Source organism: Streptomyces sp. NPDC058401, assembly GCF_042722885.1.
In the GTDB taxonomy this organism is placed as follows: Bacteria; Actinomycetota; Actinomycetes; order Streptomycetales; family Streptomycetaceae; genus Streptomyces.
Window position 1 is genome coordinate 1 of the sequence record NZ_JBHXKA010000025.1, and the last position, 22356, is coordinate 22356.

Sequence of the window (22356 nt, forward strand, 5' to 3'; positions counted from 1 at the left end):
GGGTGTGCTCCGCCGGCGGCCCGACCCGCATGCCGCTATCCGGCGGCCGGGGTGAGGCTGGTCTTGCGGGCCGCCGCCAGGGCCTCCGCGTGACTGCGGGCGGCCTGGTCACGGAGGGATTCCATGCCCGGGGTGGTGGCGGCGAGCGTGAGCTCGCGTTCGATGACGGTCAGATCGGCCTGCCACACGTCGGCGATGATGCGCGTGAGGAAGGCGGTGGAGTGGTCCCAGCCCTCCCGGGGAGCGCCGGGGCCGTAGCCGCCGCCTCGTACGGTGACCAGTACGGCGGGCTTTCCCTCCAGGATCGGGTTGGGGCCGCCGGCTCCGGTGATGACCAGGTCGACCCAGGTCTTGAAGTGCTGGGACACCCCGAAGTTGTACAGCGGTACGGCCAGCAGGACGGCGTCGGCGCCGGCCAGCTCCCCGGCCAGCGTCCCTGCCAGGGCGAATGCCTCGCGCTGGGCGGGGGAGTGGTCGGGTTCCGGGGTGGTGGCGGCGGTGGTGGCCAGTGCCCAGGCGTCGGCGGGAAGCGGGTCGGTGCCCGGGTTCCGGCGTACGACCGGCTCACCGGGGTGGGCGGCGGTCCACTCGGCTTCCACCAGGTTGGCGATCTCGGCGCCGGCCGAGGCGTCGGGGAAGAGGCTGAAATCCAGGCGCAGCAAGCTCATGACTGTATCTCCGCAGGTCAGCGGGATGTTCATCCCGGCGGCATGGTGATGGTGCATCCGCACACCAGCATAAGCGGACTTTACCCCGTTTAGAGTTCCCGTTGTAGCGTGGATCTCGTGAACCAATTCCTCCTGCCCGTGGGAGCGCCCCGCCCCGAGCGCGCCGACGCCGTGCGCAACCGGCTCCTGCTGCTGTCCACCGCCCGCGAGATGATCGCCGAACAGGGCGTGGAGAAGCTGACGATGGACGGTCTTGCCGAGCGCTCGGGCCTGGGCAAGGGAACGGTCTTCCGGAGGTTCGGCAGCCGGGCGGGCATCTTCCAGGGCCTGCTGGACGACGACGAACGCGCCCTCCAGGAAGAGGTGTTGTCCGGCGCTCCGCCACTGGGCCCGGGAGCAGGGCCGGTCGAGCGGCTGGTCGCCTACGGCCGGGCCCGGATCGACTTCCAGCTGAGGCACTACGCCATCGCCCGCGCCGCCCTGGACGGATCCCGCCCGGTACCGGCCGGGGAGGGCACCATCTCGCGGGTGCACCTCCGCGTGCTGCTCGGGGAGGCGGACCTCCACGGCGCGGACCTCGACATGCTCGCCGTGCAGCTCACCGCCGCCCTCGAAGGCCCCTTCCTGCTCTACCTGACGGCTTCCGGGCAGGAAGATCCCACCCGGCACGTGGACCGCATGGCCCAGGCCTGGCAGGACCTGGTGGAACGCATCTGCCGCGGCTGACCGGACGGCCCGCCGGCTGACCGGACGCCTCGCCGGCCGCTCGGCCCGTCAGTCCGTGGGGCGGGTGCGCGGATCCGGGGCGCCGTCCAGGAGTTCCCGTACCAGTGCGCCGACCTGCTCCGTCTCCAACAGGAACCCGTCGTGCCCGTACGCGGAGCGGATGACACGGACCCCGTCCGCGGACGGGATCCCGTCCGCCAGTTCCTCCTGCTGTACGAGGGGGTAGAGGCGGTCGGAGTCCACCCCGGCCACCATCGTACGGGCCCGTACCCGGCCGAGGGCCGCCCGCCGGCCCGCGCGGCCCCGCCCGATGTCGTGGGTGTTCATGGCCTCGGCCAGGGTGACGTAGCTGGCCGCGTCGAACCGTCGGGGGAGCTTGACGGCCTGGTGGTCGAGATAGGACTCGACGCGGTACCGGCCGCCGAGCCAGGGCTGCTCGCCCTCCTGGGCCTCGTGGCCGAAGCGGGTCTGCAGTTCCCCGGCCGACCGGTAGGTGATGTGCGCGATGCGGCGCGCGAGGCCCAGCCCCGTGTGCGGCCCCTGCCCGGGCCCGGCATCGTGGTAGTCGCCGCCCTGCCAGTGGGGATCGGCCCGGATGGCGTGGACCTGAGCGGTGGCCCACGCGATCTGGTCCGCGCTCGCCGCCGCAGGGCAGGCGAGCAGCAACAGCGCGGCCACGCGCCCGGGTTCACCGACGGCCCATTCCAACGCCCGCATCCCGCCCATGGATCCACCGATCACCAGGGCCCAGCGCCCGATGCCGAGCGCGTCCGCGAGTCCCATCTCGGCCCGCACCTGGTCGCGTTGGGTCAGGCGCGGGAAGGAGCCGCCCCAGGGGCGCCCGCCGGGGCCCGTGGAGGCGGGCCCCGTACTTCCCTGGCAGCCGCCCAGGACATTGGGCGCCACCACGAACCACCGGTCGGTGTCGAGCGCCCGGCCCGGGCCGACCAGCGCGTCCCACCAGCCGGAGGTCGGGTGACCGGGCCCGGCGGCGCCCGCGACGTGGCTGTCGCCGGTCAGCGCGTGCAGGACGAGGACCGCGTTCGAACGGTCGGGCGCCGGCCGGCCCCAGGTCTCGAACGCCAGCCCCACTCCCGGCAGCACACCGCCCGCCTCCAGTGCCAGCGGGTGCGTCCGCCGGTGCCACTGGCGGCGGCCCGGCGGCGCCCCCTCCCGCCACGCGCCGGTGGCGGGAGGGAGAGCCGCGGTGTCCTGGGCCGCTGTGGCGGGGTTCAGGACGCTTCCTTCGAGGCGCGGAAGCCGGCCTCCAGATCGGCCTTCAGGTCGGCGAGGTTCTCGATGCCGACGGACAGGCGCACCAGCCCCGGGGTGGTGCCGGTGGCGGCGAGCTGCTCCGCGTCGAGCTGGCTGTGGGTGGTGGAGGCGGGGTGGATGACGAGGCTGCGCACGTCGCCGATGTTCGCGAGGTGGCTGAACAGTTCCAGCCCGTCCACGAACCGCCGGCCCGCCTCGACACCGCCCCGCAGTTCGAACGAGAGCACGGCCCCGGAGCCGCGCGGCAGGTAGCGGCGCGCCGCCTCGTACCAGCGGCTGGACGGCAGGCCGGGGTAGTGCACCACCGAGACCTCGTCGCGCTGTTCGAGCCACTGCGCCAGCTCCTGGGCGTTCGAGGAATGCCGCTCCAGCCGCAGGCTCAGCGTCTCCACGCCCTGCAGGAGCAGGAAGGCGGAGTGCGGCGCGATGGCGGGGCCGAGGTCGCGCAGCAGCTGCACGCGCAGCTTGACCGCGTACGCGCCCGGTCCGAGGGCGGGCCAGTAGCGCAGCCCGTGGTAGCTGGGGTCGGGCTCGGTGAAGTCGGGGAAGCGCTCGGGGCGCGCGCCGAAGTCGAAGGTGCCCGCGTCGACGACCACGCCGCCGAGGGTGGTGCCGTGTCCGCCGAGGAACTTGGTGGCCGAGTGGACGACGACGTCCGCGCCGTGCTCGATGGGACGCAGCAGGTACGGCGTGGGCACGGTGTTGTCGACGATGAGCGGCAGGCCCGCCGCGTGCGCGACGTCGGCCACGCCCCGGACGTCGAGGACGTTGCCGCGCGGGTTGCCGAGGGTCTCCGCGAACAGGGCCTTGGTCCGCGGTCGTACGGCGGCGCGCCAGGCGCCGAGGTCGTCGGGGTCGTCGACGAACGACACGTCGATGCCGAACTTCGGCAGGGTGTGCCGGAACAGGTTGTACGTGCCGCCGTAGAGCGAGGCGCTGGAGACGATGTGGTCGCCGGCCGAAGCCAGGTTGAGGATCGCGAGGGTCTCCGCGGCCTGCCCGGAGGCGAGGGCGACGGCCGCGACGCCGCCTTCGAGGGCGGCGACGCGCTGTTCGAGGGCGTCTTGGGTGGGGTTGTGGATGCGGGTGTAGATGTTCCCGGGTTCGGCGAGGGAGAAGAGGTCGGAGGCGTGCTGGGTGTCGCGGAAGACGAACGAGGTGGTCTGGTAGATCGGGACCGCGCGGGCGCCGGTGGTCGGATCGGGAGCGGAACCGGCGTGGAGCTGCTTGGTCTCGAAGGACCAGGCCGGCGTCGCTGAGCCTGGGGGCTCGCTCTCGGGGGTGTGACCTGCGGTGACGGCGTCGATGGGCTGGCTCATGGGTCTCCTCGGAGGTGCGGACGAACGGTGGGGAGGCGGGACGTTGCCATGCGGGAAGGAAGACGCGGCACCCTGTGCCCGGGCGCCGGGGATCCTTCGAGGGCGGCGCGCGGGGGGTTCACCGTGGAGCAGGGCCCAGGCACCGGACGGCTCCCGCCCGACAGCGGCCGGGTCCGGGCAGGACGGGACCGCGTACGACGAGTACGTGGGGTGCGTGGTGCGTGAGGTGAAGGAAAGCGCGGGTCTGTGCCGCGCGGCGCCGCGTCAGCCGGTGACGGGACAACCCGTGGTCGTGACACGCACGTAGTCGACGTGGCGACGGGTCACGAGTACGGTCATGGGCCCAGGGAACCACAGGCGGGGCGGGGCGCACCAGGTCTTTCGGTCAAATGGCGAGATGCCGGGCCGAGCCGGGCGTGTGAGCCTCCCGTTCGTGAACCGGGCAGGCAGGCTTGCCGGTGTGCGCAACGACAGGCGGCAGCGAGCAGCGGGAGCCGGGGGACGCTCCACCCGAGAGGTCCCCGACAACGAGCGGGTCGTGGAGTGGGAAGCGGCCGGTGAGGGGCCGCTGTTGGTGGTGTCCCTGGTGTTCATGGCTTGTTTCGCGGTGCCGATCGCCGATCAGGGCCTGTCCGCCTCCATGAGGCTGGTGTGTCTGATCGGGCTCGCGGTCACGTGGGCCGTGTTCCTCGTCGACTACCTGGTCCGGCTGGCCCTGGCGCGCGGACGGCGCGCCTGGTTCGTCAGACACCTGCCGGATCTGGTGATCGTGCTGCTGCCGTTCTTGCGTCCGGTGCGTGCCGTGCGCGAGCTGACCGCGGTTTCCACGCTGCGCCACCGGGTGCGCCGCGGTCTGGACGTCGAGCTGATGCTGTACGCGGGCATGGCCTCCGTCCTGCTGTGCGGGGCCGGGGCGCTCGTGGCACTGGAGGCCGAGCGCGATGCGCCGGGCGCGACGATCACCAGTTTCGGACTGGCGGCCTACTGGGCCGCCACCACGATGACGATGACCATGTACGGGGAGCTGTATCCGATCACGCCGGTCGGAAGGCTGACGGCGGTGGGGCTCAGCGTGGTGGCCGTCGGTCTGTTCGGCGTCGTCATCGGAGCGTTCGCCTCCTGGTACTCGGGCTGGTACGCCCACCGTCTGCGGAGCGACGAGAGCTCTCCGGAGGCCCGTCAGATCGCCGTTGACACGCTCGGCGAGATCCGGGCACTGAGGCATTGGCTGAACCGGGACGAGGGCCGGGGCCGAAGCGCCGGGTCATCGGGCACCGACCAACGACCGCCGGAGTGAGGGTTCACCCTGCGTCAGGCGAAACAGGCCGCAGTCCGGGATCCTCGACGGGGCGGGCAAGGAGGCCTACGGGCAGAGCCGGTTCGTCGCGGAGGCCTCCCACGAACTGCGCTCCCGAGCAGGTCTCCGTGCCCGGTACCGCGGGTCAGCTGCACCGCGGCGGCAGCGGCCTGGGCCTCGCCATCGCCCGCGACATCGCCACCCGCCACGACGGCACCCTCACCGTCACCGACACACCCGGCGGCGCCGGCACGACCTTCCTCCTCGTCCTGCCCCGCGGCGGGTGACCGATCCGAGCCCGCTCAGGAGCGGTGGCGGCCCCCGCGCGGTGTGGGGGACAGGGCCGCGGTGGTCGTACGGCGCCGTACGCGCAGCAGGAAGGCCGCGCCGAGGGCGGCGAGGGCCGCGCCGGCGATGGCCAGTGTCCGGGAGGCGGAACCTCCGCCGGTGGTGGCGAGCGCACCGGTCTCGGGGACCTCCACACTGCTACCGGGGGTCTGCGTGCCGGGTACGTCCGCGCTGGGCTCCGGTGCCTTCGCGGAAGGCGCGGCGGGGGCCGCCGACGAGGCGGCGGGGGCTTTGGTGGGGGCAGGGGCGGGCGCCGGGATTCCGCCCAGGGCGACCGAGACGCGCGCGGTCCCCTCGTCCGGGTCGGTGGCCAGGACCTTCACCTCTACCTTCGCGCCCGCGTCCGTCAGGACGGACCCGGCCTTGAGGGCGTCGGCGTCGGGGGCGGGACGGTCGACGTCGGGGTGGTGGTCCAGCTTGGTGGTGTCGATGAGTACGGAGCGCCGGTAGTCGCCCTTCGGGACGCGGTAGGCGTGGACGCCCTTGAGGTCGTGGTCCAGGGTTCCGGAGGAGGCCCGCAGTTCGATGACGAGGCGGTCCTCGCCGAGGGGGATGTCCAGGGCGCGGACGCCGCTGCCCTGTCCGTAGAGCGGGCGCAGGGTGTAGGTGGCCGACTTCGTGACCTTGGCCAGTTCGGTGCCGGGCAGCCAGGAGTTGTGGATGAGTTCCGGGGAGGAGAGGCCGACCTCCCAGCCGCCGCCGCCCATCGGGGTCTTGCCGCTGACGACATCCGTACCGGTGCATGCGGGCAGGGCGCCCTGCTCGCAGCGTTGGCGCATGTGGTGGGAGTAACCGAAGTTGTGGCCGAACTCGTGGACGAGGGCGGACATGGAGATGTCCTTGCCGTCGATGGGCAGCCAGGTGGTGCCTCCGCCCACCGATCCCAGGGCGAGGTAGGAGCAGTGGGTCTTCTGGTTGGGGAAGACGATCGAGACGTGCTCGTAGGCGCTCTTGGCGATGCCGCGGGCCTCAAGGGCCTTGTAGGTGAGGTCGGAGATCTTGCCGCTGTCGCAGCCGGCTCCGGCCATGGGCAGATCGATGGGGCCGAGGATTCCGCCTTCGGCGGCGGCGGGTTCGAAGGTGGTGGCCCCGCGGGTCACCTCGTTGTAGTACGAGGCGAGGGAGCCGCTCTGCGCGAAGTAGGCCTTCTTCAGGAGCGCTGTCGTGCCGGCCGGGTCGGGGAACTCGCTGTCGGTGAAGTTCACCATGACCACCTGAACCCGCCGTTCGGCGTGTGGTCCGTCAGCGGCGCGCGCGGACGGAGCGGCTGCCCCGGCTGCGGTCGCGGCGAGGGCGGCCAGGGCGAGTACCGAACCGCCGGCGGCTATCCGGGGCAGGGAGGTCGGGCGCATGTGTGGAGGATCCTTTGGTTACGGGACGAAGCGGTGGATCACCCGGAAGGGATCACGCCGTTTCCGTGACGGTAGGGGGCCGCCAAGGCGTTCGCCCCCGACAGCAGACACCGATAAGGCGGCCTTGAGGAGCTGTTAAGGAGTTCCCCGGCACGGCATCTTCCGCAATGAGCACGGAATCCCGTCCCGGGGACGTGCGACGCCCGGGTCCTCAGCGGCGGCGTGCCCAGCAGGACACCATCAGCCATGCCGCGTCGGCGAAGCCCGGCTCGTCGAGGTGGCCGACGGCGCGCTGGATCCGGTCTTCGCTCATCAGGCCGTACTCGAGGAGGCCGGGAGTGGCTTGGGCGAAGGAGCGGCGCCAGTACGCGTCCTCCACCTCGTCGCGGCCGCAGACGGACAGCTCGGCGGACATCCCCACGTCGGTCAGCCCCGCTTCGGCCATGGCCGCGGGGATCCGCCGGGCCCAGGTGGTATCCGTCGCCTGGGTCAGGGCCAGCAGCCTGCCGCAGGCCGCGAGGAGGGCCGCGAACTCGGGGTAGGGGGAGGCCTCGGCCGGGAGGTAGGTCGGGTCCTCGATCACCAGCCATCCGCCCGGCTTGAGCCAGCCCGCCATGCGCCGCACCACCTTCTCGGGCCCGGGGAGGTGGGTGAGCAGTGCTCGTGCGTGGACGAGGTCGAGGGAGGCCGGGGGGAAGCTTCCCCGAGTCGCGTCCTGGTCGAGGACCGTCAGGTTGCCGGGCCGGGGCATGGCATCGAGGTACCGGGTGTCCACGTCGGTGGCGGTGACCTGCCCGTCCGGGCAGCGGGCCGCGAGCCATCCGGCCAGCGAGCCGGTTCCGGCGCCGATGTCGGCACAGTGCCACGACCGGGTCATCGGAAGGCGTTCGAGGATGCGGACCGTGGCGGGATCGCTGACCCTTTCGAGGAGGCGCAGCCGCTCGTACTCTCCCGTTCTGCCGTGGCCCAGTACGCCGTTGGTGTAAGCGTCCCCGGCGTCCCCGGCGTCCCCGGCGTCCCCGGCGTCCCGCAGCCGGATGCCGGCCGTGGCCGGCATCACACCCGCACCCCGACGTCGGTCATGGGGCTCGCCCACTCCCGCATGAGTTCGACCAGACGGCCGCAGTAGGACCGCTCCGCCTTGACGTAGTGCTGGGCCCGGGCGCCGAAGGACCAGGCGACCGCGTTCATCTCCTCGACGTCGCGTGAGGGCGCCGCGGTGAAGAAACGCTCCAGCCGCTCGCCGACCGACGGGTACCGTCCCGGCGGAAGTCGGAGCGCGTAGACGCCCACCCGCTCGATCCGCCCGGTCTGCGCCGCCATGGTGACCGAGAACGTGCAGCCGGTGGGGGCTGTGAACCCCTCCATGTCCGCCAGCACCGAGTCCGCGGGCAACTCCGCCCCGGCGAGGGCGAGGAGCCGCCCGGCATGCGCCGGGGTGAAGCCCTCGGCGGTACGGAAGTACAGGTTGACCGATCGGCGCTGGTAGTCGACCGCCACGTGCCGCACCCAGGCCAGCCCCAGCCCGTCGAAGGCGGACGCATGGTGGCGGATGCTCGCCGGCACTCCGGGAGCGGCGAGGACATCGGGCACCGGACGCATACCGCCCAGGAACACCCAGGTCTTCACGAGCCCGTCCACGGCGTCGAAGTCGCACAGCTCGGTCGAGCCCTCGTACAACCCGCTCCACGCCCCGATGAGCTGAGCCATGGGATCGCCCGGGGCCAGGAGTCCGGCTCTCGCGGCGATGCCGACGGTGTCGGTGGGACGGCGCGCGTAGAAGCGGTAGTTGAGGGGGCCGGCGGGCTTGCTGGTCGTGCGCCACAGGACCGCTCCCTCGTGGAAGCCGGACTCGTAGACGTCGAGCATGCGGCGCGTGGTGCTCGGGCAGTAGCCGGCTCCGATGGCGTGGGCCGTCGCCTCGATGTCGGTCAGGAACTGACCGGGCGAGAACAGGGATGATTCGGGCACGAGTTCTCCGGTGCGGTGCGGTGCGGTGCGGTGTGGGGTGGGGTGGGGTGGGGCAGTTCGTTCACGGCGACGGCTCCTGCTCGCGGGGCAGCAGCGGTCTTTAGCCGACGCCGTCCGCGTACATCCCGTAGCGGTGGAATTCACGCTGGGCATGGCGGAGCAGCTGGGCGGAGTGACATCTTCCGGCTGCCCGCGCCCCATCAACTCATGGTGAGATCAACTTCGACAAGAGCGCATACATCGGCATGAATGTGACGCAAAGCCACCGGCGCACGCCCCTATGAGCGGCGCACCCCCTTCACCTCGGTCGACCCGGCGTGGCATCAGTCGCCCACCGCGACAGCGGGTTCGACCCGTGCTGCGCGGCGGGCCGGCCAGGCGGCGGCCAGAAGCGCCGTTGCGTCCTCACCTCTTGCGCCGTCAGTCCTGGCCCCGCCCGAGGAGGAGGCCGAGTGGTCCGGCCCGCGATGTAGCCCTGTTCCCGGCGCACTTGCGCCTGCGCCGACTCTCCGACCACGGCCAGTGAGGCCACCAGGCTCACCCCGACCATGACGGCCGCCGCGGTCCCGGCACTACGGCGCGGTGTCCGGCGCGCCTGGGTGAGCGCCAGCGTCAGTGCCGGCCCCGACCATCCGCGCACCATCCAGCCGACGAGTCCCGGTGCGGCGGGCGCCGCCACGGGCATCACCACTACGGCGCCCAGCAGCCACAGGCCGACGGCCGCCACCAGGGTGAACGGGCCCTCGTCCGCCGCGCTGACCGCCCGGCGGGTCAGGAGGGCGGCAAGCCCGAGAAGCAGACCGGACAGCACGATGCGCGCCGTGCCCGTGGCCCGGGTGGGCGGGAGACCGACGGTCCGTAGCGCAGTGTTCGCCGCCTACTGGCCGAGCGCCGGCGCCACTTGACGCCGCGCCGGGTCGATGGGCCCCGGAAGAAGGTCCTGCGCTCCGGGTCTTTGGGCGGTAAAGCCCGCGCTCGGGAACGCTGTGAACTTTATGCCCGTCTTGTCCGCTGTATCGGGGGTTACCCGGTCGGACAGGAGCAAGACGTGAACCGCCGCCGCACATTCATCCCCACCCTCGCGCTGGCTCTCGCCGGTCTGCTGGCACTGGCCGGCTGTTCCAGCGGCCCCGAGAAGGCAGCCTTCGCCGGGGCCGGCAGCGGGACCCCGTCCGGTAGTGCATCCGGTAGGGCGACACCGCAGGCGCCCGGCAACGTCCAGATGCCCACGAACATTCGGGAGTGGAAGGTCCAGCGCACCCTGGGCGACGGCACCCAGGTCATGGTGACCACCCTGAACGGCCCGAAGTCGACGTTCGAGGGACGGGTCTGGGCCTGGGTGCCCAAGCAGTACAAGGAGAAGAAGTACGCCAACAGCGCCTTCCCCGTCCTGATAGCCCTGCCCGGCGCCGCCGGCTTCCCGACCAACTACTGGTTCGGCGGCGACCTCAAGCTCCAGGAGCGCATCGCCGAGCAGGCCGATGCGGGCAAGTCGCTCCCGTACATCGTGGTCATGCCGGTCCTCAACGCGAAGGACAAGCTGTACTGGGACGGCAGCGACATCCCCGGCCAGCCCAAGATGGGCACCTGGATATCGGACGACGTCCCCGACCTCGTCCGCGAGAACTTCCGCACTTACAAGGACCCCGGGGGCTGGGGCTTCTTCGGCTCCTCCTCCGGCGGCTACGTCGGCATGAAGATGGTCCTCCAGTACCCCGACCGCTTCGGCGCGGCCGTTGCGGGCGGACCCGACACCGCCCCCGACTCCCCCTTCTGGAACGGCCACCCCGAGGAGAAGAAGGCCAACTCGCCGCTCTTCCTCGCCGAGGAGCTCATCAAGAAGAACGGACCGAAGGTCCACATCTCCTTCATGCTGGGGGAAAAGGAACCGGGTGCCGAGGTGAAGGCCTTCAAGGACAAGATCGGCAAGGGCCCGATCGAGACCGACCTCCACGTGATTCCGGGCGCCAGTCACAGCGGCAAGGACTACGCCGACGGACTCTTCCAAGGCCCCCTGGAATGGATCAGCAAGCGCATGCTCGCCCCCGTCCCCTCCAACGGCTGACGGCAGGCGCGGTTCTGGCTGCCGCCCTGTCAGCCCGGCCGGGTGGATCAGCCCTCCGCTGGTCAGAACGTCTCGTCGTGCAGGTCCTCTTCGCGCAGCAGGTCGTCCTCGCGACGGCGTGAAGCCTCTTCCTCGCCCGGCTTCTGTTCCGGCTCCGGGCCCTGCTCGCGGGACGGCTTGCCCGGCTGGGGCTGCGCGGGGTCTCCGGGGCGACGGTGCTCCCGCGCCTCGCGGCCCTTGCCCGGCTCCTGATGCTTGTCGTGCCTACCGCCCATGACGGCGACTCCTCTTGATGCGTGGGGTACGGATTCCTCTCGGATCACGCTGGCACGCAGCGTGACGGTCTGCATCACGTCGACTGCAAAGCGAGGCACATGGGTGACGCCCGTCCCCCGATGTGGAGGCGTCGGCAGGCGGGCCATCCCTTCAGGTCCGAGGATGGGCACGATCCCCACCCCACCTGCTGTCAGGAGCCCGCACCATGCTGGAGCGCACGCTGCGCAAGAACCGCACGGAGGTCACTTTCGTCCTGCCCGCCGACACCCCGGCCGGCCAGGTCAGCGTGGTGGGCGACTTCAACGACTGGCAGCCCGGTGCCCACACGCTGCGGCCCCGCAAGGACGGGAAGCGGTCCGTTACGGTGGAGCTGCCGAGCGAGAGCACGCATTCCTTCCGGTACCTGGCCGCCGGTGATTACTGGTTCAACGACGAGAGCGCGGGGGACCACGACGGCCCCAACAGCCGTCTGCACACCTGATCGGCCCAACCCGGCATGACCGGGCACGGCCCGTCACGTCGAACCCGCCAGTGGGCGCGCCCCGTCTGCGGGCGGGTTCGGCCGGACGTGGCGTGCCGCAGGGCGACCGGGCGCCGGGAGGTGCCTGACGTCATGGCGTCCCGGGGTGCTGGTGCCCCACCTCCCGCACGAGGTCCAGCCCGAGGATCCGGTCGAGAAAGGCGAACGTCTCGAATGCGGCACCGGCCGGCACATCGGCGCGCCCGGCCACACTGCGCAGCATGTCCAGGACGACCGGGACGCCGATATTGTCGGCGAGCGCGTCCTGTGCCTGGTGCAGCACGTCGGCGGGGATCGGCCGGGAGGGCTCCTGCGCCCATTCGGCCACCTGCTGCCGCCGGTGCCGCAGCGTCCGCCGGGCCTCGGTGAGCCCCGCGCCGGTGACTGTGACCGGCGTGTGGTGGGCGTGCCCGAGCAACAGCATCCTTACAGCCAGGGGATCGGTCCCCGCCGGGGCGAACCCGTCCAGAAGATCCGGGGCGAGGAGCGGGGCTTCGTCCGCGTCATCCCCGTCAGGGGGGAGGGCCGGCCTGACCTGCCCCACGTCGACCCGGACCCCGCCGACCCCGTCCTGGGTGTCGGCGCCGTACGCGAGAAGGTGCACGTCGGCAGCGGCGCACAGTGTCTCGGTCAGCCGGTGTGCACCGACGGTGTCGGGCGGGTGGATGCCGAGAAGGGCCATGGCACGATCGAGCGCCCGGCCTTGCTCATCCGGCAGGTCCGGTGTGACGAGAACCGTGAGGGCCTGCAGACCACGCAGCTCCGCGGTACGCGCCAGCACGTCACCGACGAGGGGTGCCCGCAGATCCACCGCGCCGACCCGGGCGCCGGTGGCCGGCAGGTGCACACAGATGCGCAGCAGGTGGCGGTGTCCGTAAGGAATCTCCACGGAGCGGCCGGTCCGGGTGTCGGCAATGCGCAGCATGAGGCGAAGGCTAGTCCTGAAGACCTCCGGTATCGGGGAGGACCTGAGGGGAACATCGGCGTTGCCGCTGCGCCGGCCCTGAGGAAGGGCCAGCGACGCCTGGCCTCCGTACTCGCCGGTCACTGCCCCGGCACTCCCCGGGCGCCGCCGGCGCCGTCCGTACTTCGCCTCCCGCTGCTACGGCGACATCCCGCGGACGAGGCTCACCACCAAGCGCCGGCGGACAGGGGGCCGACCGGTTGCCTGGCGAGGGAACCGATGTCGGAGCCGATGTCGGATCTGCGCGCTCCGCCTTCGCTCTCCCAGGCATCTTCCCGGTTCCGGAGGTCGGGCCTTCGGCCGATGACGGCTTCGGCGGCGATCAGTGCGCGGGCGGTCAGGACGCTGCCGGGGACGGCGGCGGCGGCCATCAGGCGGGCCGCGGCGGCGGGTGCGGTCTGGGGTGGGACGACGAGGAGGTCCCAGCGGCCGACGGTGTAGGAGAGCAGGATCAGGGTGTCGGGGTCCTGCTCGGTGAACCAGCCCACGTGGACGGCGTGCCCGGCCACGGGCACCTTGTGCGGGATGACGGGCCACCGGGTGGGGTTGACGGTGACGCGGGTGATGCGTCCCCAGGGCTCCGCCAAGGCGGCGACGAGAACGGGGAGTTCGCCTGCGAGGTCGCGGGAGCGGGGCCACCAGGCGCCGTCCAGCTTCCCGGCGAGGGTGGTCTCCGGCGTGAGCACGAGGCGAGCGGGGCGAGCATGCGCGGCAGCGGGTGGCGCGGGTGGCGTAGCAGGCGTGGCAGGCGTGGTGCGTTCCAGGGCGACGGTCATGGTGGAGACCTGTCCCCGGGCCGCCCGCAGTTCGACGGTCCGGCGTATTGATCGCCGGAAATGACACCTGAGTTGCATCCGGTGCGCGACATACTCCCGGTAGCTCCAGCCTACTCCTGTGCGGGGCTCAGAAGGGCCGGTCGGCCCCCTCCTCTGTCCCCGTCGGCCCTGCCGGGCGAGCGTCCCGCCGGGTGATTCTGAAGTGCGGGCCTGTTCCGGGTCCCGCTCCCGAAGAGGTGATCGACCATGCCTCGAATCCAGATCTCGACACCCAGGCCACGGCCGCACCGCCCCCCGCCCCTCGACCTGCGCACGCCGTCGGGGCGCGTTCTGCCGTACTGACGTCCGCGGCTACGGGCGGCGGCAGTCGGCGCCGCCGTACGGAGAACGTCCTCCGCACGGCGGCGCCGACTGTCGGTCAGACGGTCTTGACCGCGCGCGCTCCGTTCGGCGGGGACGGGCTGGGGAGCGGCGTGGTGATCTCCGCCGTGTGCGGAGTCTGAAGGGTCGCGGCCGCGGTCTCGCGGGCGAGGAAGGCGCCGAGTTCGCCGATGGTGCTCATGAGCGGAGCGGGGAAGACGACGGTGGTGTTCTTGTCGACGCCGATCTCCACCAGGCTCTGGAGGTTGCGCAGTTGCAGGGCGAGGGGGTGGGCCATCATGGTGTCGGAGGCGTCGCCGAGTGCGGCGGCGGCCAGCGACTCGCCCTCCGCGTTGATGATTTTGGCCCTCTTCTCCCGTTCGGCCTCGGCCTGGCGGGCCATCGCGCGCTTCATGCTGTCGGGCAGCTGGATGTCCTTCAGTTCGACCAGGGTGACTTCGACGCCCCATTCGGCGGTGGTGACGTCGAGGATCTCGCGGATGCCGAGGTTGATGCGGTCGGTCTCCGACAGGGTCTCGTCGAGGGTGTGCTGGCCGACGACCTTGCGCAGGGTGGTCTGGGCGATCTGATTGATGGCCGCGCCCACGTTCTCGATGGCGATGACCGACTTCACGGCGTCGACGACGCGGAAGTAGGCGACCGCGGAGACATCTACGCTCACGTTGTCCCGGGTGATGATGCCCTGGGACTGGATGGGCATGGTGACGATCCGCAGGGACACCCGGTGCAGGACGTCTGCGAACGGCACGATGACCCGCAGGCCCGGCGCACGGGTGCCGACGAGCCTGCCGAAGCGGAACAGCACGCCCTGCTCGTACTGCTTGACGATCTTCAGGGCCATCGTCAGCCCGATCAGGGCGACCACGGCCAGGGCGATCAGGGCGAAGATCAGGACTTCCATGGAGGTGCTCCTCACGAAGTGCGGTGGCGGAGCAAGGGAATGGGCCCGGATCCGTCTGCAGGGCTCCGTACGGCGTGTGACCGGGTGCGGGGAGCCTGGCTCGCTTCCATGCTCGCGCGGTGCGGGTGGGGCGGGCAGGGGCCGAACGGTCCACACTCCGCATCAGCGGGGAACGCCCTCGGCGCTGCGGTCCGGCGGAGCGGTCCGGGTGCGGGTGTCGTGGGAGCGGGCCGTGAGCCGGTCGATGACCGCCACCACACCGTCCAACTGTCCGGCGAGCCTGAGCGCGACGGGAATCTGGCTGCTCATCGGCAGTCGGCCGGCCAAGGTGACGACCCCGTCCACGACATCCACGCTCACGGCATCGGCGCCGATCCCCATCGTGTCCGCGAGCACTTCCTCGACCAGCACCCGGCGTATCTCGTGGTCCGGGCGCAGGAACACGCGGAGCAGGTCCCGCCGCGTCACGATGCCGACCAGTCGCTCCTCCTCGTCGACGACCGGCAGCCGCGTCACCCCGCGTCGGGTGATGAGGCGGGCGGCCTCGGTGACGGTCTGTTCGGCGTGGATCGTGACGGCCGGCGCGGTCATCAAGTCCTCGGCGGTGAGGTGGCCTTGGGTGAGCAGATCGGTCCGCGAAATGACCCCGACGACGCGCTCGTCCGCGTCCAGGACCGGCACGCCGCTGATCTCGTGTGCGACGAGCAGCGCGGCCACGTCCGCGGACGGTGTCCTCCCCAGGACCGAGACGACCTCGTCGGTCATCAGGAAGCCGACCTTCGCGTGCTTCATCTGAGGCCCTCCTGCCCGACTCCGGCCCGTGAGCGCATCCTGCGAGCGCCCTCACCAGCCACCATCCGCCGCGTCCGCCCGCGGTGCGAGGGCCGAACGGGTCCTGTGCCAGGACCGACCGGTCCCCGGCAGCCGCTACGCCCCCCGTCATCGTGGTGCGCGGCGGAGGGCGCCACGCCGAGAGCGGCGTGGTGCGGGCCCGGTAGGTGGAATGCCTCGTACCGCGACCGGCCGGCGGGCGGAGGGCTAGGCTGGAGGCCGGGCGTGTGCGCGGTGCCCTTCGACGCCGCCGGAGGTGTCCATGACCGGAGACGATCACGATGCGTCGGCGAGCCGGATCGCGCAGCCGAGGCTGGACGCGCTCCAGGCGCAGATCACCGACGCGCGGGACACCCGCGACCGCCTGACGGGCCTGCTGGAGGCGGTCATGTCGCTGGGGCAGGAGCTGGACCTGGCCCAGGTACTGCGCGGCATCGTGGAGGCCGCGGTGGTCCTCGTGGACGCGGAGTACGGTGCGCTGGGCGTGGTGGGGGAGGACGAGAGGCTCGCCGAGTTCCTTCCGGTGGGCATCAGCGACCAGCTCCGGGCGCGGATCGGGGCCCTTCCCACCGGACACGGACTGCTGGGCGAGCTGATCAGGCATCCACGGCCGCTGCGCCTGGGAGACCTCTCGGAGCACGCGGCCTCCGCCGGGTTCCCCGAGCACCACCCGCCGATGCGCTCCTTCCTCGGCGTACCGATCCGGGTCCGGGGCGAGGTGTTCGGCAACCTCTACCTGACGGAGAAGCGGGGCGGGAAGGGCTTCGACGCGGAGGACGAGGGGGTCCTGTCCACCCTCGCGGTTGCCGCCGGCGTCGCCGTGGACAACGCCCGCCTGTACGAGGCGGTCCGGCTCCGGGAGCGCTGGCTGGCGGCCAGCTCCGACTTCACGAGCGCGCTACTGTCCGGGTCCTCCGAGATCGAGGTGCTGGAGGGCATGCTGGAGCGGGCCCGGGACATCATCTCGGCCGACATGTGCGTCTTCTACCAGGTGGGGCCCGGCGGCGAGCTGCGCGGCTCGCTGGCCCTGGGGGAGGGCGCCGAAGCACACCGCGGGATCGTGCTGCCCGGCGGCGAGGGGATCCTGGCCGCACTCGCCCTGGCAAAGGACGGACTGATCACTTTGGGCGACGTGGCCACCGACGTCCGAATTGTGGCGCAGCCGGATGCATGGACGGGCTTCGGCCCGGCTGTAGCGGTCACGGTGGGCACCAGGGCGAAGCTGCGCGGCGTGCTGATGCTGGCGAGGCGTACCGGCCGGCGGGCGTTCGCCGGAGCCGAGGTGGCGCCCCTGCCCGGCTTCGCGGGCCAGGCGGCCCTGGCGCTGGAGCTGGCCGACCGGCGCCGGGACAGTGAGCAGGTGAGCCTGCTGGCGGACCGCGACCGGATCGCCCGCGATCTGCACGATCTCGCGATCCAGCGGCTCTTCGCGACGGGCATGACCTTGCAGAGCGCCCAGCGCTTCGTGGAGCACCCCGAGGCGTCCGAGCGGCTGAGCCGGTCGATCGACGACCTGGACGAGACGATCAAGATCATCCGTACGACCATCTTCGGACTCCGTGACCACGAGGCCACGGGCCGCACCCCGAGACTCCGGGTCCGCGCGGTGCGGGCCGTGGGCGAGGCGGCGGCGGTTCTCGGTTTCGCGCCCGCTCTGCGCATGGAGGGGTTGATCGACACCGATGTTCCGGTGCCGATCGCCGACGACGTGGTGGCCGTGCTCGGAGAGGCCCTGACCAACGTGGCCCGCCACGCGCGGGCGGCGCGGGCGGAGGTCGCGATCGTTCTGGCGGACGGAGTGCTGGCGGTAACCGTGAGTGACGACGGTGTGGGTGTCGCGGACGGTGGCCGTCGGAGCGGTCTGCGCAACCTCGCGGAGCGCGCCGGGGCCCTCGGGGGCGGGCTGTCCGTCTCGCCGCGCACCGGCGGGGGCGGAACCCGGCTGGACTGGCGGGTCCCGATCGGCCCTGTCCGGTGAGTTCGGAACTCAGCGGCCGGTTTCGTCGTGCTCGCGGACCTCGGCAGCGATCACGGCTGCCTGGACGCGGCGTTCCACCCCGAGCTTCGCGAGCAGCCGTGAGATGTGGTTCTTGACCGTCTTCTCGGAGAGGAAGAGCCGTTTGCCGATCTGACGGTTGGTGAGGCCCTCGCCGATCAGTTCGAGTACGGCTCGCTCACGCTCGGAGAGCACCGTCAGCCGCTTGTCCCCGGGCGGCTTCCCGGCGGTCGGGTCCCGGAGCGAACTCATCAGACGGGCCGTGGTCGCGGGGTCGAGCATCGACTGGCCCGTCGCCACCGTCCGGATGGCGGCGACCAGGTCCGAGCCCTTGATCTGCTTCAGAACGTACCCGGCGGCACCCGCCATGATCGCGTCGAGCAGGGCGTCCTCGTCATCGAAGGACGTCAGCATGAGGCAGGCGAGATCCGGCATGCGCGAGCGCAGCTCGCGGCAGACGCTGATGCCGTCGCTGTCGGGCAGCCGTACGTCGAGCACCGCCACGTCCGGACGCAGGGCGGGCCCCCGGGCCAGGGCCTGCGCGGCCGTGGCCGCCTCACCCACCACCTCGATGTCCGGCTCGGAGTCCAGCAGGTCGTGCAGTCCGCGCCGGAGGATCTCGTGGTCGTCGAGGAGGAAGACCCGGATGGGCGCCGGGGCGGCAGCCGGTGCATCGGACATCCACGCCACACCCTCAGGTCGGATAGGTCTGGGAACAATTGTCTCAGATACGAGTTCCGCTGCCGTGGGGTGCGTACAGGTCGAGGAGCCGGACCCGGGCGGAGACGAGCCGATGGGCGAGCACCTGCCCCACCCATTGCCACATTGCGGAGGTGAGTACGGGGTCGGAGTCCATCAGCGCCCGCACGGCGGCGGCATCGAACTCGTCCGTGCGCACCGGAGTCATGGCCTCGGCGCCGAAGTGCCAGGTGTAGGGACGGAACAGCCATGACCAGCCGACGAGCTCGCCGGGGCCGACCGTCTCGACGACCGCCGCCTGCCTCCCGGGCACGTGCACGTCCATGCCCACGTTGCCCGACCGGATGACCCAGAACCGGCCGGCGTGCCCGCCCTGGTTGAACAGTCGCGTGTCGGCGGGGAAGTCCGCCTCGTGGGCCAGGGCCAGCAGGCTGTCGCGGTGCTCCGGGGAGAGGGCGTGGTCGAAGCGGTTGGGGGAGGAGGTGAGCCGGTGGGAGGAAGAGGTGGTCATGGCGGTTCTCCGTTCGGGTCCGCCTCCACCCTCCGCCGCCGGCGGCCGGTCGCGGAAGGGCCGATCGGTACCTTCCCCGGCCCGGACGGCCCACTCCGACCGCCCGGAGCGGGCGATCAGGCGCAGCCCCTCGGCGCGGACAGCGGGGCCGGGGGCCTCCCCGACGGGCAGCCGGGCGAAGCAGGGCTGTCCGCCCGCGAGGAGAGGCCGGCGGGGCGGCTCACCGGGGAGGATGGGCCGTCCCCACCGGCTGTCAGGGGCCGATCGGAGCAGGGGCGCTCACATGCGCAGGAGCCTCAAGGTGACTTCCCGGTACTGGCGCAGGGCGAGGCGCAGCTCTTCCGTTCCGGCTTCGGGTCCGAGGTCCCGATGTGCCGTGTCGATGACGCGCCGGCGCTCCACGAGTGCGGCCGTGATGCGGGTGGTGGCGTCGGCGAAGGCGCTGTCGGCTTCGTCGACCGCTTCGCGCGGGCTCCGGACGAAGGTGCCGAGGGCGTGCTGGAGGCGCAGGGTCAGCCGGTCCCGGTCGCTCTGCGCGAGCAGCGACACGTAGGCCGGGATGTCCGTACGGGTCTCGGACGGCCCCTCGGGGGGCAGGCGGCGGGGCGTCGGGCCCCCGCGCGGATCTCGCCGCCCAGGGGGAGGGAGCTGCTGTGCGCGTTCCTGGTCGTACGTCATCGCGTGCCACTTCCCCCGGCGTCGTGACGCTGTGGACGATGCCGGCCCGAGTCGGCCGGATGCGGTGCGACCAGTGCGTCGAAGAGCTCGCCCGCCCCGGTCATGGCCCTGCGGTTCTCCTCCGTGCTGCCACGGCCGCGGGCGGCTCCGTGCAGGCCGCGATAGCCGTCGACGTGCTCCGCGTGGTGGACGGAGAGCGCGGCGAGCCGCTCTTCGAAGGGCCCGTCGGCCGGGAAGCCCCGGTCCGAGGTCAACCGCGCCAGCAGGGCGTCGGCCTCGGCGACCGACTCTTGCGGCGAGTCGACGAACCGCCTCTGGATCCCGGCCCATTGGGCCGCGTACTGGTCCCGGGAGGCCGGCGACAGCGGCCGTTCCCGTACGGAGCCGTGCTGCTTCAGGCGTTCGGTCAGTTCTCGGTCTGCGGCCTTGGTGTCGCCTTCGTGGCGGGTCACGAGGCGCTCGTACTCGGGGCCGAAGCGCCGTTTCAGACCGCGCCCGAGGCGCTGGTGGCCGAGCGCGGCCAGGAGGACGGCCGTCACGGCGACGAGGCCCGCCGCGACGAGGGCCGCAATGATGATCACGGACCTGGACACGGAGGTCCCCCGCTGTTGCCGGCTCGCAAGTCGTTGTGCTGCATACCCGTTGACTCTCCTCGCTCGATGGCGTGTTGGTGCCGGCAGGAGGAGACGGATCCGGAAGAGCTCGGCCGGTACCTGCACAGCGGACACAGGGGTGGTACCTGCGTTCCGCGGGGTCCGGGCGAAGCGGACGGTGGAAGGCCTGGCCCCGGAACTGTCCGGGGCGCTACGGACCAACGCCGTCCGCGTCAGTCAACGCCGGGCGGTGGCGGCTGTCAATGGGGCCCGACGGCTGTCGCCGGGCCCCCGGCGGGGCTACGCTGCTGGATGAGGCCCCGGTCCCCGGCAGCGATGACCTGTTCCGCTGTGGAAGGGACCGCTCGTGTCCGTCGTGCTTCTCGTGCTCCTGGTGGCCCTGTTCCTCTTCGGCTACCTCAACCACCTGCTGTGGGTGGCCGCCGCGATCCTGCTCTTCGCCCTGGTGCACCGTGGACGCCGGGGCAGATCGGGGCATCAGGGCGACCACCGCAGCCATGACGACCACCGGGGCTACGACGACCATCACGGCTACGAGGACTACGGCGACTACAGCGACCACCGGGACCAGCAGCACCGCTGGGACCGCCGCTACGCCCGGCAGCACCGTGGCCGCCGGAGCCGTGAGGACCGCCGGGACCGGGACCGCGACCGGGACCGTGGCGGTGACCCCGACCGGCGTGGTGGCCGCGACCGGGGCCAGGGCGGTGACCGCGACCGCGATCGGGGGGCGTGAGGAAGCGTGCTGACGGTCAGGCGACCAGGCCGGCGAGGGGTTCGGTTCCGTCGACGAAGGCGCCGGCCAGGTCGGACAGCCGCCGGTTGTGCGCGCGGGCGTAGCCGCGCAGTGCGCTGAAGGCCTCCTCCATGCCGATACCCAGGCGTTCGGCGAGTTTGCCCTTGGCCTGCTCGATCAGCACGCGACTGTTCAAGGCCGTCTGCAGCTGCTCGTTGAGGACCGTGCTCTGCTGGGAGGAGCGCTGTTGCAGGAGGCTGATGGTGGCGACGTCGGCCAGGGCCTGGGCGATGGGCGTGGCGGCCGGATCGAAGGGCCCGGGGAGGGCGCGGAACAGGTTCAGCGCTCCGACGACCTCGTCCCGCAGGCGCATCGGCAGGGCCTGGACCGCCGAGTACCCGCCGTGGCGGGCCTGCGCGGTGAAGCGCGGCCAGCGGGCGGATTCGGTGCTCAGGTCCGCGATGGTGACGGGTACGCCGGTGTGGAAGCACTCCAGGCACGGGCCTTCGTCGTTCTGGAGCTGGAACAGTTCGAGCGTGCGCACGCGCTCGTCGGAGGCGGCCATCACGCGGAGTTCACCGTTTCGGTCCGCGAGGAGCACGCCGGCAGCGTTCACGTCGAGCATGCCGACGCATCTGTCGGTCAGCATGCGCAGGAAGTCGATCAGGTCGAAGTCCGCGACCAGGTTGTCCGCCAGTTCCACGAATGCCTTGGCCAGGAGCTGCTCATTCATCGTGTACACCTTCTGTTGTCAGGCATCGTCGGGGGCGCTCCGGTCCTCGTCTGTGTCCGCGTGGTCGTCCGGCCTGAACCGCAGCCGGCGGGCCACCAGGTCGGCCGCCACCTCGGCGAGCCGCCGCTCGTGGGAGTAGGCGTAGGCGCGCAGGCGGACGAACGCCTCATCGATGCGCACGCCGAGCTGGACGGCGAGCATGCCGGTGGCCTGGTCGATCTCGGCCCGGTAGCCGCCGAGGTCCTCGAGCGATCCGTCGGCCCGGTCGATGCGGGCTCCGAGGAGCACGAGCGTGGCGGTGTCGGCGAACACCATGGCATCGGCCAGCTCCGCGGGGTCCAGCTCCACCGGCACGTCGGAGTAGAGGTCCAGGACCCCGGGACTGATCGCACCGATCCGCAAGGGGAACGCGAACACCGCCACCACACCGGCGGTGATGGCTTCCAGGGCGAACACGGGCCATCGCAGCCGTGCCCCGGCGGCCCGCAGATCGGGCGCCAGGACGGCCGACCCGAGGGCGAAGGCGTCCACGGAGGGGGCCCTCACCCAGCGTGAGCCGGAGTTCCTCGACCTGCTCGCTCAACGGGCCGGTGGAGTACAGCGGATGGCCGGCCGCGGCCTTGGACATGGCCGACACTCCCGCGCCGTCTATCGGGAGCGCGGCCACCGCGGCCGTGCACACGTCCGCCACGGCGATCCGGGCGCCGCGCCGGGCCGCC

At 71.9% G+C, this 22356-nt stretch carries 24 protein-coding genes and 1 pseudogene; 7 read left to right on the forward strand and 18 right to left on the reverse strand.

The features are described 5' to 3' along the window. Nucleotides 1-35: 35 nt before the first annotated feature. On the reverse strand, nt 36-668 hold the full coding sequence (locus ACFWNV_RS12035; protein WP_383944421.1) for an FMN-dependent NADH-azoreductase: 633 nt from the start codon (nt 666-668) through the stop codon (nt 36-38). Between the two features lie 117 nt (nt 669-785). Here ACFWNV_RS12035 and ACFWNV_RS12040 point away from each other — a divergent pair, with 117 nt between their 5' ends. Then, on the forward strand, nt 786-1394 hold the full coding sequence (locus tag ACFWNV_RS12040; protein WP_383944424.1) for a TetR/AcrR family transcriptional regulator: 609 nt from the start codon (nt 786-788) through the stop codon (nt 1392-1394). A 48-nt stretch (nt 1395-1442) separates the two neighbouring features. Here ACFWNV_RS12040 and ACFWNV_RS12045 read toward each other — a convergent pair whose 3' ends face one another. Next, the gene (locus ACFWNV_RS12045; protein ID WP_383944645.1) at nt 1443-2630 is read right to left on the reverse strand and encodes a homoserine O-acetyltransferase; all 1188 of its coding nucleotides are present in this window, start codon (nt 2628-2630) and stop codon (nt 1443-1445) included. After that, on the reverse strand, nt 2627-3988 hold the full coding sequence (locus tag ACFWNV_RS12050) for a bifunctional o-acetylhomoserine/o-acetylserine sulfhydrylase (RefSeq protein ID WP_383944426.1): 1362 nt from the start codon (nt 3986-3988) through the stop codon (nt 2627-2629). Before ACFWNV_RS12050 ends, ACFWNV_RS12045 begins: the two co-directional genes overlap by 4 nt. 460 nt (nt 3989-4448) lie before the next feature. Between ACFWNV_RS12050 and ACFWNV_RS12055 the strand changes: the two genes are divergently transcribed. Next, nucleotides 4449-5285, forward strand: coding sequence for a potassium channel family protein (locus ACFWNV_RS12055; protein ID WP_383944429.1), 837 nt, complete (start codon nt 4449-4451; stop codon nt 5283-5285). Between the two features lie 158 nt (nt 5286-5443). Continuing rightward, nucleotides 5444-5572, forward strand: a pseudogene (locus ACFWNV_RS12060) (ATP-binding protein); the annotation flags it as partial. Nucleotides 5573-5587: 15 nt separating this feature from the next. On the opposite strand, the gene ACFWNV_RS12065 reads toward ACFWNV_RS12060, so the two are convergent. The 4 genes from ACFWNV_RS12065 to ACFWNV_RS12080 all read right to left on the reverse strand — a co-directional run bounded on the left by ACFWNV_RS12065 (nt 5588) and on the right by ACFWNV_RS12080 (nt 9767). Then, nucleotides 5588-6985: an LPXTG cell wall anchor domain-containing protein gene (locus ACFWNV_RS12065; protein ID WP_383944432.1), complete on the reverse strand. Its 1398-nt coding sequence runs from the start codon at nt 6983-6985 to the stop codon at nt 5588-5590. Between the two features lie 211 nt (nt 6986-7196). After that, a complete protein-coding gene (locus tag ACFWNV_RS12070) occupies nt 7197-8042 on the reverse strand; it encodes a class I SAM-dependent methyltransferase (protein ID WP_383944435.1) in 846 nt (281 codons plus the stop codon). Then, entirely contained in the window at nt 8042-8956 is a 915-nt protein-coding gene (locus ACFWNV_RS12075; protein ID WP_383944438.1) for an aromatic prenyltransferase, read from the reverse strand. The genes ACFWNV_RS12070 and ACFWNV_RS12075 overlap by 1 nt, the downstream gene beginning before the upstream one ends. A 298-nt stretch (nt 8957-9254) precedes the next feature. Next, entirely contained in the window at nt 9255-9767 is a 513-nt protein-coding gene (locus tag ACFWNV_RS12080) for a hypothetical protein (RefSeq protein ID WP_383944441.1), read from the reverse strand. Nucleotides 9768-10004: 237 nt separating this feature from the next. Here ACFWNV_RS12080 and ACFWNV_RS12085 point away from each other — a divergent pair, with 237 nt between their 5' ends. Beyond that, complete coding sequence (locus ACFWNV_RS12085) at nt 10005-11021, forward strand: alpha/beta hydrolase (RefSeq protein ID WP_383944444.1); 1017 nt, start codon at nt 10005-10007, stop codon at nt 11019-11021. Nucleotides 11022-11083: 62 nt separating this feature from the next. Here ACFWNV_RS12085 and ACFWNV_RS12090 read toward each other — a convergent pair whose 3' ends face one another. Next, nucleotides 11084-11296 carry a hypothetical protein gene (locus tag ACFWNV_RS12090; protein WP_383944447.1) on the reverse strand — a complete coding sequence of 71 codons (213 nt, stop codon included), beginning with the start codon at nt 11294-11296 and terminating at the stop codon, nt 11084-11086. Between the two features lie 206 nt (nt 11297-11502). Between ACFWNV_RS12090 and ACFWNV_RS12095 the strand changes: the two genes are divergently transcribed. Continuing rightward, entirely contained in the window at nt 11503-11778 is a 276-nt protein-coding gene (locus tag ACFWNV_RS12095) for an isoamylase early set domain-containing protein (RefSeq protein WP_383944450.1), read from the forward strand. Nucleotides 11779-11908: 130 nt separating this feature from the next. On the opposite strand, the gene ACFWNV_RS12100 is transcribed toward ACFWNV_RS12095, so the two are convergent. The 4 genes from ACFWNV_RS12100 to ACFWNV_RS12115 all read right to left on the reverse strand — a co-directional run bounded on the left by ACFWNV_RS12100 (nt 11909) and on the right by ACFWNV_RS12115 (nt 15631). Further along, the gene (locus ACFWNV_RS12100; protein WP_383944452.1) at nt 11909-12742 is read right to left on the reverse strand and encodes a hypothetical protein; all 834 of its coding nucleotides are present in this window, start codon (nt 12740-12742) and stop codon (nt 11909-11911) included. Between the two features lie 203 nt (nt 12743-12945). Then, nucleotides 12946-13557 carry a DUF5994 family protein gene (locus ACFWNV_RS12105; RefSeq protein ID WP_383944455.1) on the reverse strand — a complete coding sequence of 204 codons (612 nt, stop codon included), beginning with the start codon at nt 13555-13557 and terminating at the stop codon, nt 12946-12948. A gap of 418 nt (nt 13558-13975) precedes the next feature. Further along, nucleotides 13976-14839: a slipin family protein gene (locus tag ACFWNV_RS12110; protein ID WP_383944458.1), complete on the reverse strand. Its 864-nt coding sequence runs from the start codon at nt 14837-14839 to the stop codon at nt 13976-13978. A 162-nt stretch (nt 14840-15001) separates the two neighbouring features. Then, nucleotides 15002-15631 (reverse strand): CBS domain-containing protein, encoded by a 630-nt coding sequence (locus tag ACFWNV_RS12115; RefSeq protein ID WP_383944461.1) that lies wholly within the window; start codon nt 15629-15631, stop codon nt 15002-15004. A gap of 301 nt (nt 15632-15932) precedes the next feature. On the opposite strand from ACFWNV_RS12115, the gene ACFWNV_RS12120 reads away from it, so the two are divergent. After that, nucleotides 15933-17648: a GAF domain-containing sensor histidine kinase gene (locus ACFWNV_RS12120; RefSeq protein WP_383944464.1), complete on the forward strand. Its 1716-nt coding sequence runs from the start codon at nt 15933-15935 to the stop codon at nt 17646-17648. Nucleotides 17649-17657: 9 nt separating this feature from the next. On the opposite strand, the gene ACFWNV_RS12125 is transcribed toward ACFWNV_RS12120, so the two are convergent. The 4 genes from ACFWNV_RS12125 to ACFWNV_RS12140 all read right to left on the reverse strand — a co-directional run bounded on the left by ACFWNV_RS12125 (nt 17658) and on the right by ACFWNV_RS12140 (nt 20147). After that, nucleotides 17658-18347: a response regulator gene (locus ACFWNV_RS12125; RefSeq protein WP_383944466.1), complete on the reverse strand. Its 690-nt coding sequence runs from the start codon at nt 18345-18347 to the stop codon at nt 17658-17660. A gap of 43 nt (nt 18348-18390) precedes the next feature. Next, nucleotides 18391-18876, reverse strand: coding sequence for a Crp/Fnr family transcriptional regulator (locus tag ACFWNV_RS12130; RefSeq protein WP_383944469.1), 486 nt, complete (start codon nt 18874-18876; stop codon nt 18391-18393). A gap of 279 nt (nt 18877-19155) precedes the next feature. Continuing rightward, a complete protein-coding gene (locus tag ACFWNV_RS12135; protein WP_383944472.1) occupies nt 19156-19554 on the reverse strand; it encodes a hypothetical protein in 399 nt (132 codons plus the stop codon). Further along, entirely contained in the window at nt 19551-20147 is a 597-nt protein-coding gene (locus tag ACFWNV_RS12140) for a hypothetical protein (RefSeq protein ID WP_383944475.1), read from the reverse strand. The genes ACFWNV_RS12135 and ACFWNV_RS12140 overlap by 4 nt, the downstream gene beginning before the upstream one ends. 367 nt (nt 20148-20514) lie before the next feature. Here ACFWNV_RS12140 and ACFWNV_RS12145 point away from each other — a divergent pair, with 367 nt between their 5' ends. Continuing rightward, nucleotides 20515-20904, forward strand: a complete 390-nt coding sequence (locus ACFWNV_RS12145; RefSeq protein ID WP_383944478.1) for a hypothetical protein — start codon at nt 20515-20517, stop codon at nt 20902-20904. A 16-nt stretch (nt 20905-20920) separates the two neighbouring features. Here ACFWNV_RS12145 and ACFWNV_RS12150 read toward each other — a convergent pair whose 3' ends face one another. Then, a complete protein-coding gene (locus ACFWNV_RS12150) occupies nt 20921-21637 on the reverse strand; it encodes a GAF and ANTAR domain-containing protein (RefSeq protein ID WP_383944481.1) in 717 nt (238 codons plus the stop codon). An 18-nt stretch (nt 21638-21655) separates the two neighbouring features. Continuing rightward, nucleotides 21656-22168, reverse strand: a complete 513-nt coding sequence (locus tag ACFWNV_RS12155) for an ANTAR domain-containing protein (RefSeq protein WP_383944484.1) — start codon at nt 22166-22168, stop codon at nt 21656-21658. Between the last annotated feature and the right edge of the window lie 188 nt (nt 22169-22356).

Excerpts from the sequence above, each read along its gene's own strand:
- ACFWNV_RS12035 (WP_383944421.1), bottom strand. The coding sequence starts at position 668 with ATGAGCTTGCTGCGCCTGGATTTCAGCCTCTTCCCCGACGCCTCGGCC.
- ACFWNV_RS12105 (WP_383944455.1), bottom strand. The coding sequence starts at position 13,557 with ATGACCGTCGCCCTGGAACGCACCACGCCTGCCACGCCTGCTACGCCA.
- ACFWNV_RS12125 (WP_383944466.1), bottom strand. The coding sequence starts at position 18,347 with ATGTCCGATGCACCGGCTGCCGCCCCGGCGCCCATCCGGGTCTTCCTC.
- ACFWNV_RS12050 (WP_383944426.1), bottom strand. The coding sequence starts at position 3,988 with ATGAGCCAGCCCATCGACGCCGTCACCGCAGGTCACACCCCCGAGAGC.
- ACFWNV_RS12135 (WP_383944472.1), bottom strand. The coding sequence starts at position 19,554 with ATGACGTACGACCAGGAACGCGCACAGCAGCTCCCTCCCCCTGGGCGG.
- ACFWNV_RS12100 (WP_383944452.1), bottom strand. The coding sequence starts at position 12,742 with ATGCTGCGCATTGCCGACACCCGGACCGGCCGCTCCGTGGAGATTCCT.
- ACFWNV_RS12115 (WP_383944461.1), bottom strand. The coding sequence starts at position 15,631 with ATGAAGCACGCGAAGGTCGGCTTCCTGATGACCGACGAGGTCGTCTCG.
- ACFWNV_RS12150 (WP_383944481.1), bottom strand. The coding sequence starts at position 21,637 with ATGAATGAGCAGCTCCTGGCCAAGGCATTCGTGGAACTGGCGGACAAC.
- ACFWNV_RS12065 (WP_383944432.1), bottom strand. The coding sequence starts at position 6,985 with ATGCGCCCGACCTCCCTGCCCCGGATAGCCGCCGGCGGTTCGGTACTC.
- ACFWNV_RS12120 (WP_383944464.1), top strand. The coding sequence starts at position 15,933 with ATGACCGGAGACGATCACGATGCGTCGGCGAGCCGGATCGCGCAGCCG.
- ACFWNV_RS12110 (WP_383944458.1), bottom strand. The coding sequence starts at position 14,839 with ATGGAAGTCCTGATCTTCGCCCTGATCGCCCTGGCCGTGGTCGCCCTG.
- ACFWNV_RS12130 (WP_383944469.1), bottom strand. The coding sequence starts at position 18,876 with ATGACCACCTCTTCCTCCCACCGGCTCACCTCCTCCCCCAACCGCTTC.
- ACFWNV_RS12070 (WP_383944435.1), bottom strand. The coding sequence starts at position 8,042 with ATGCCGGCCACGGCCGGCATCCGGCTGCGGGACGCCGGGGACGCCGGG.
- ACFWNV_RS12090 (WP_383944447.1), bottom strand. The coding sequence starts at position 11,296 with ATGGGCGGTAGGCACGACAAGCATCAGGAGCCGGGCAAGGGCCGCGAG.
- ACFWNV_RS12095 (WP_383944450.1), top strand. The coding sequence starts at position 11,503 with ATGCTGGAGCGCACGCTGCGCAAGAACCGCACGGAGGTCACTTTCGTC.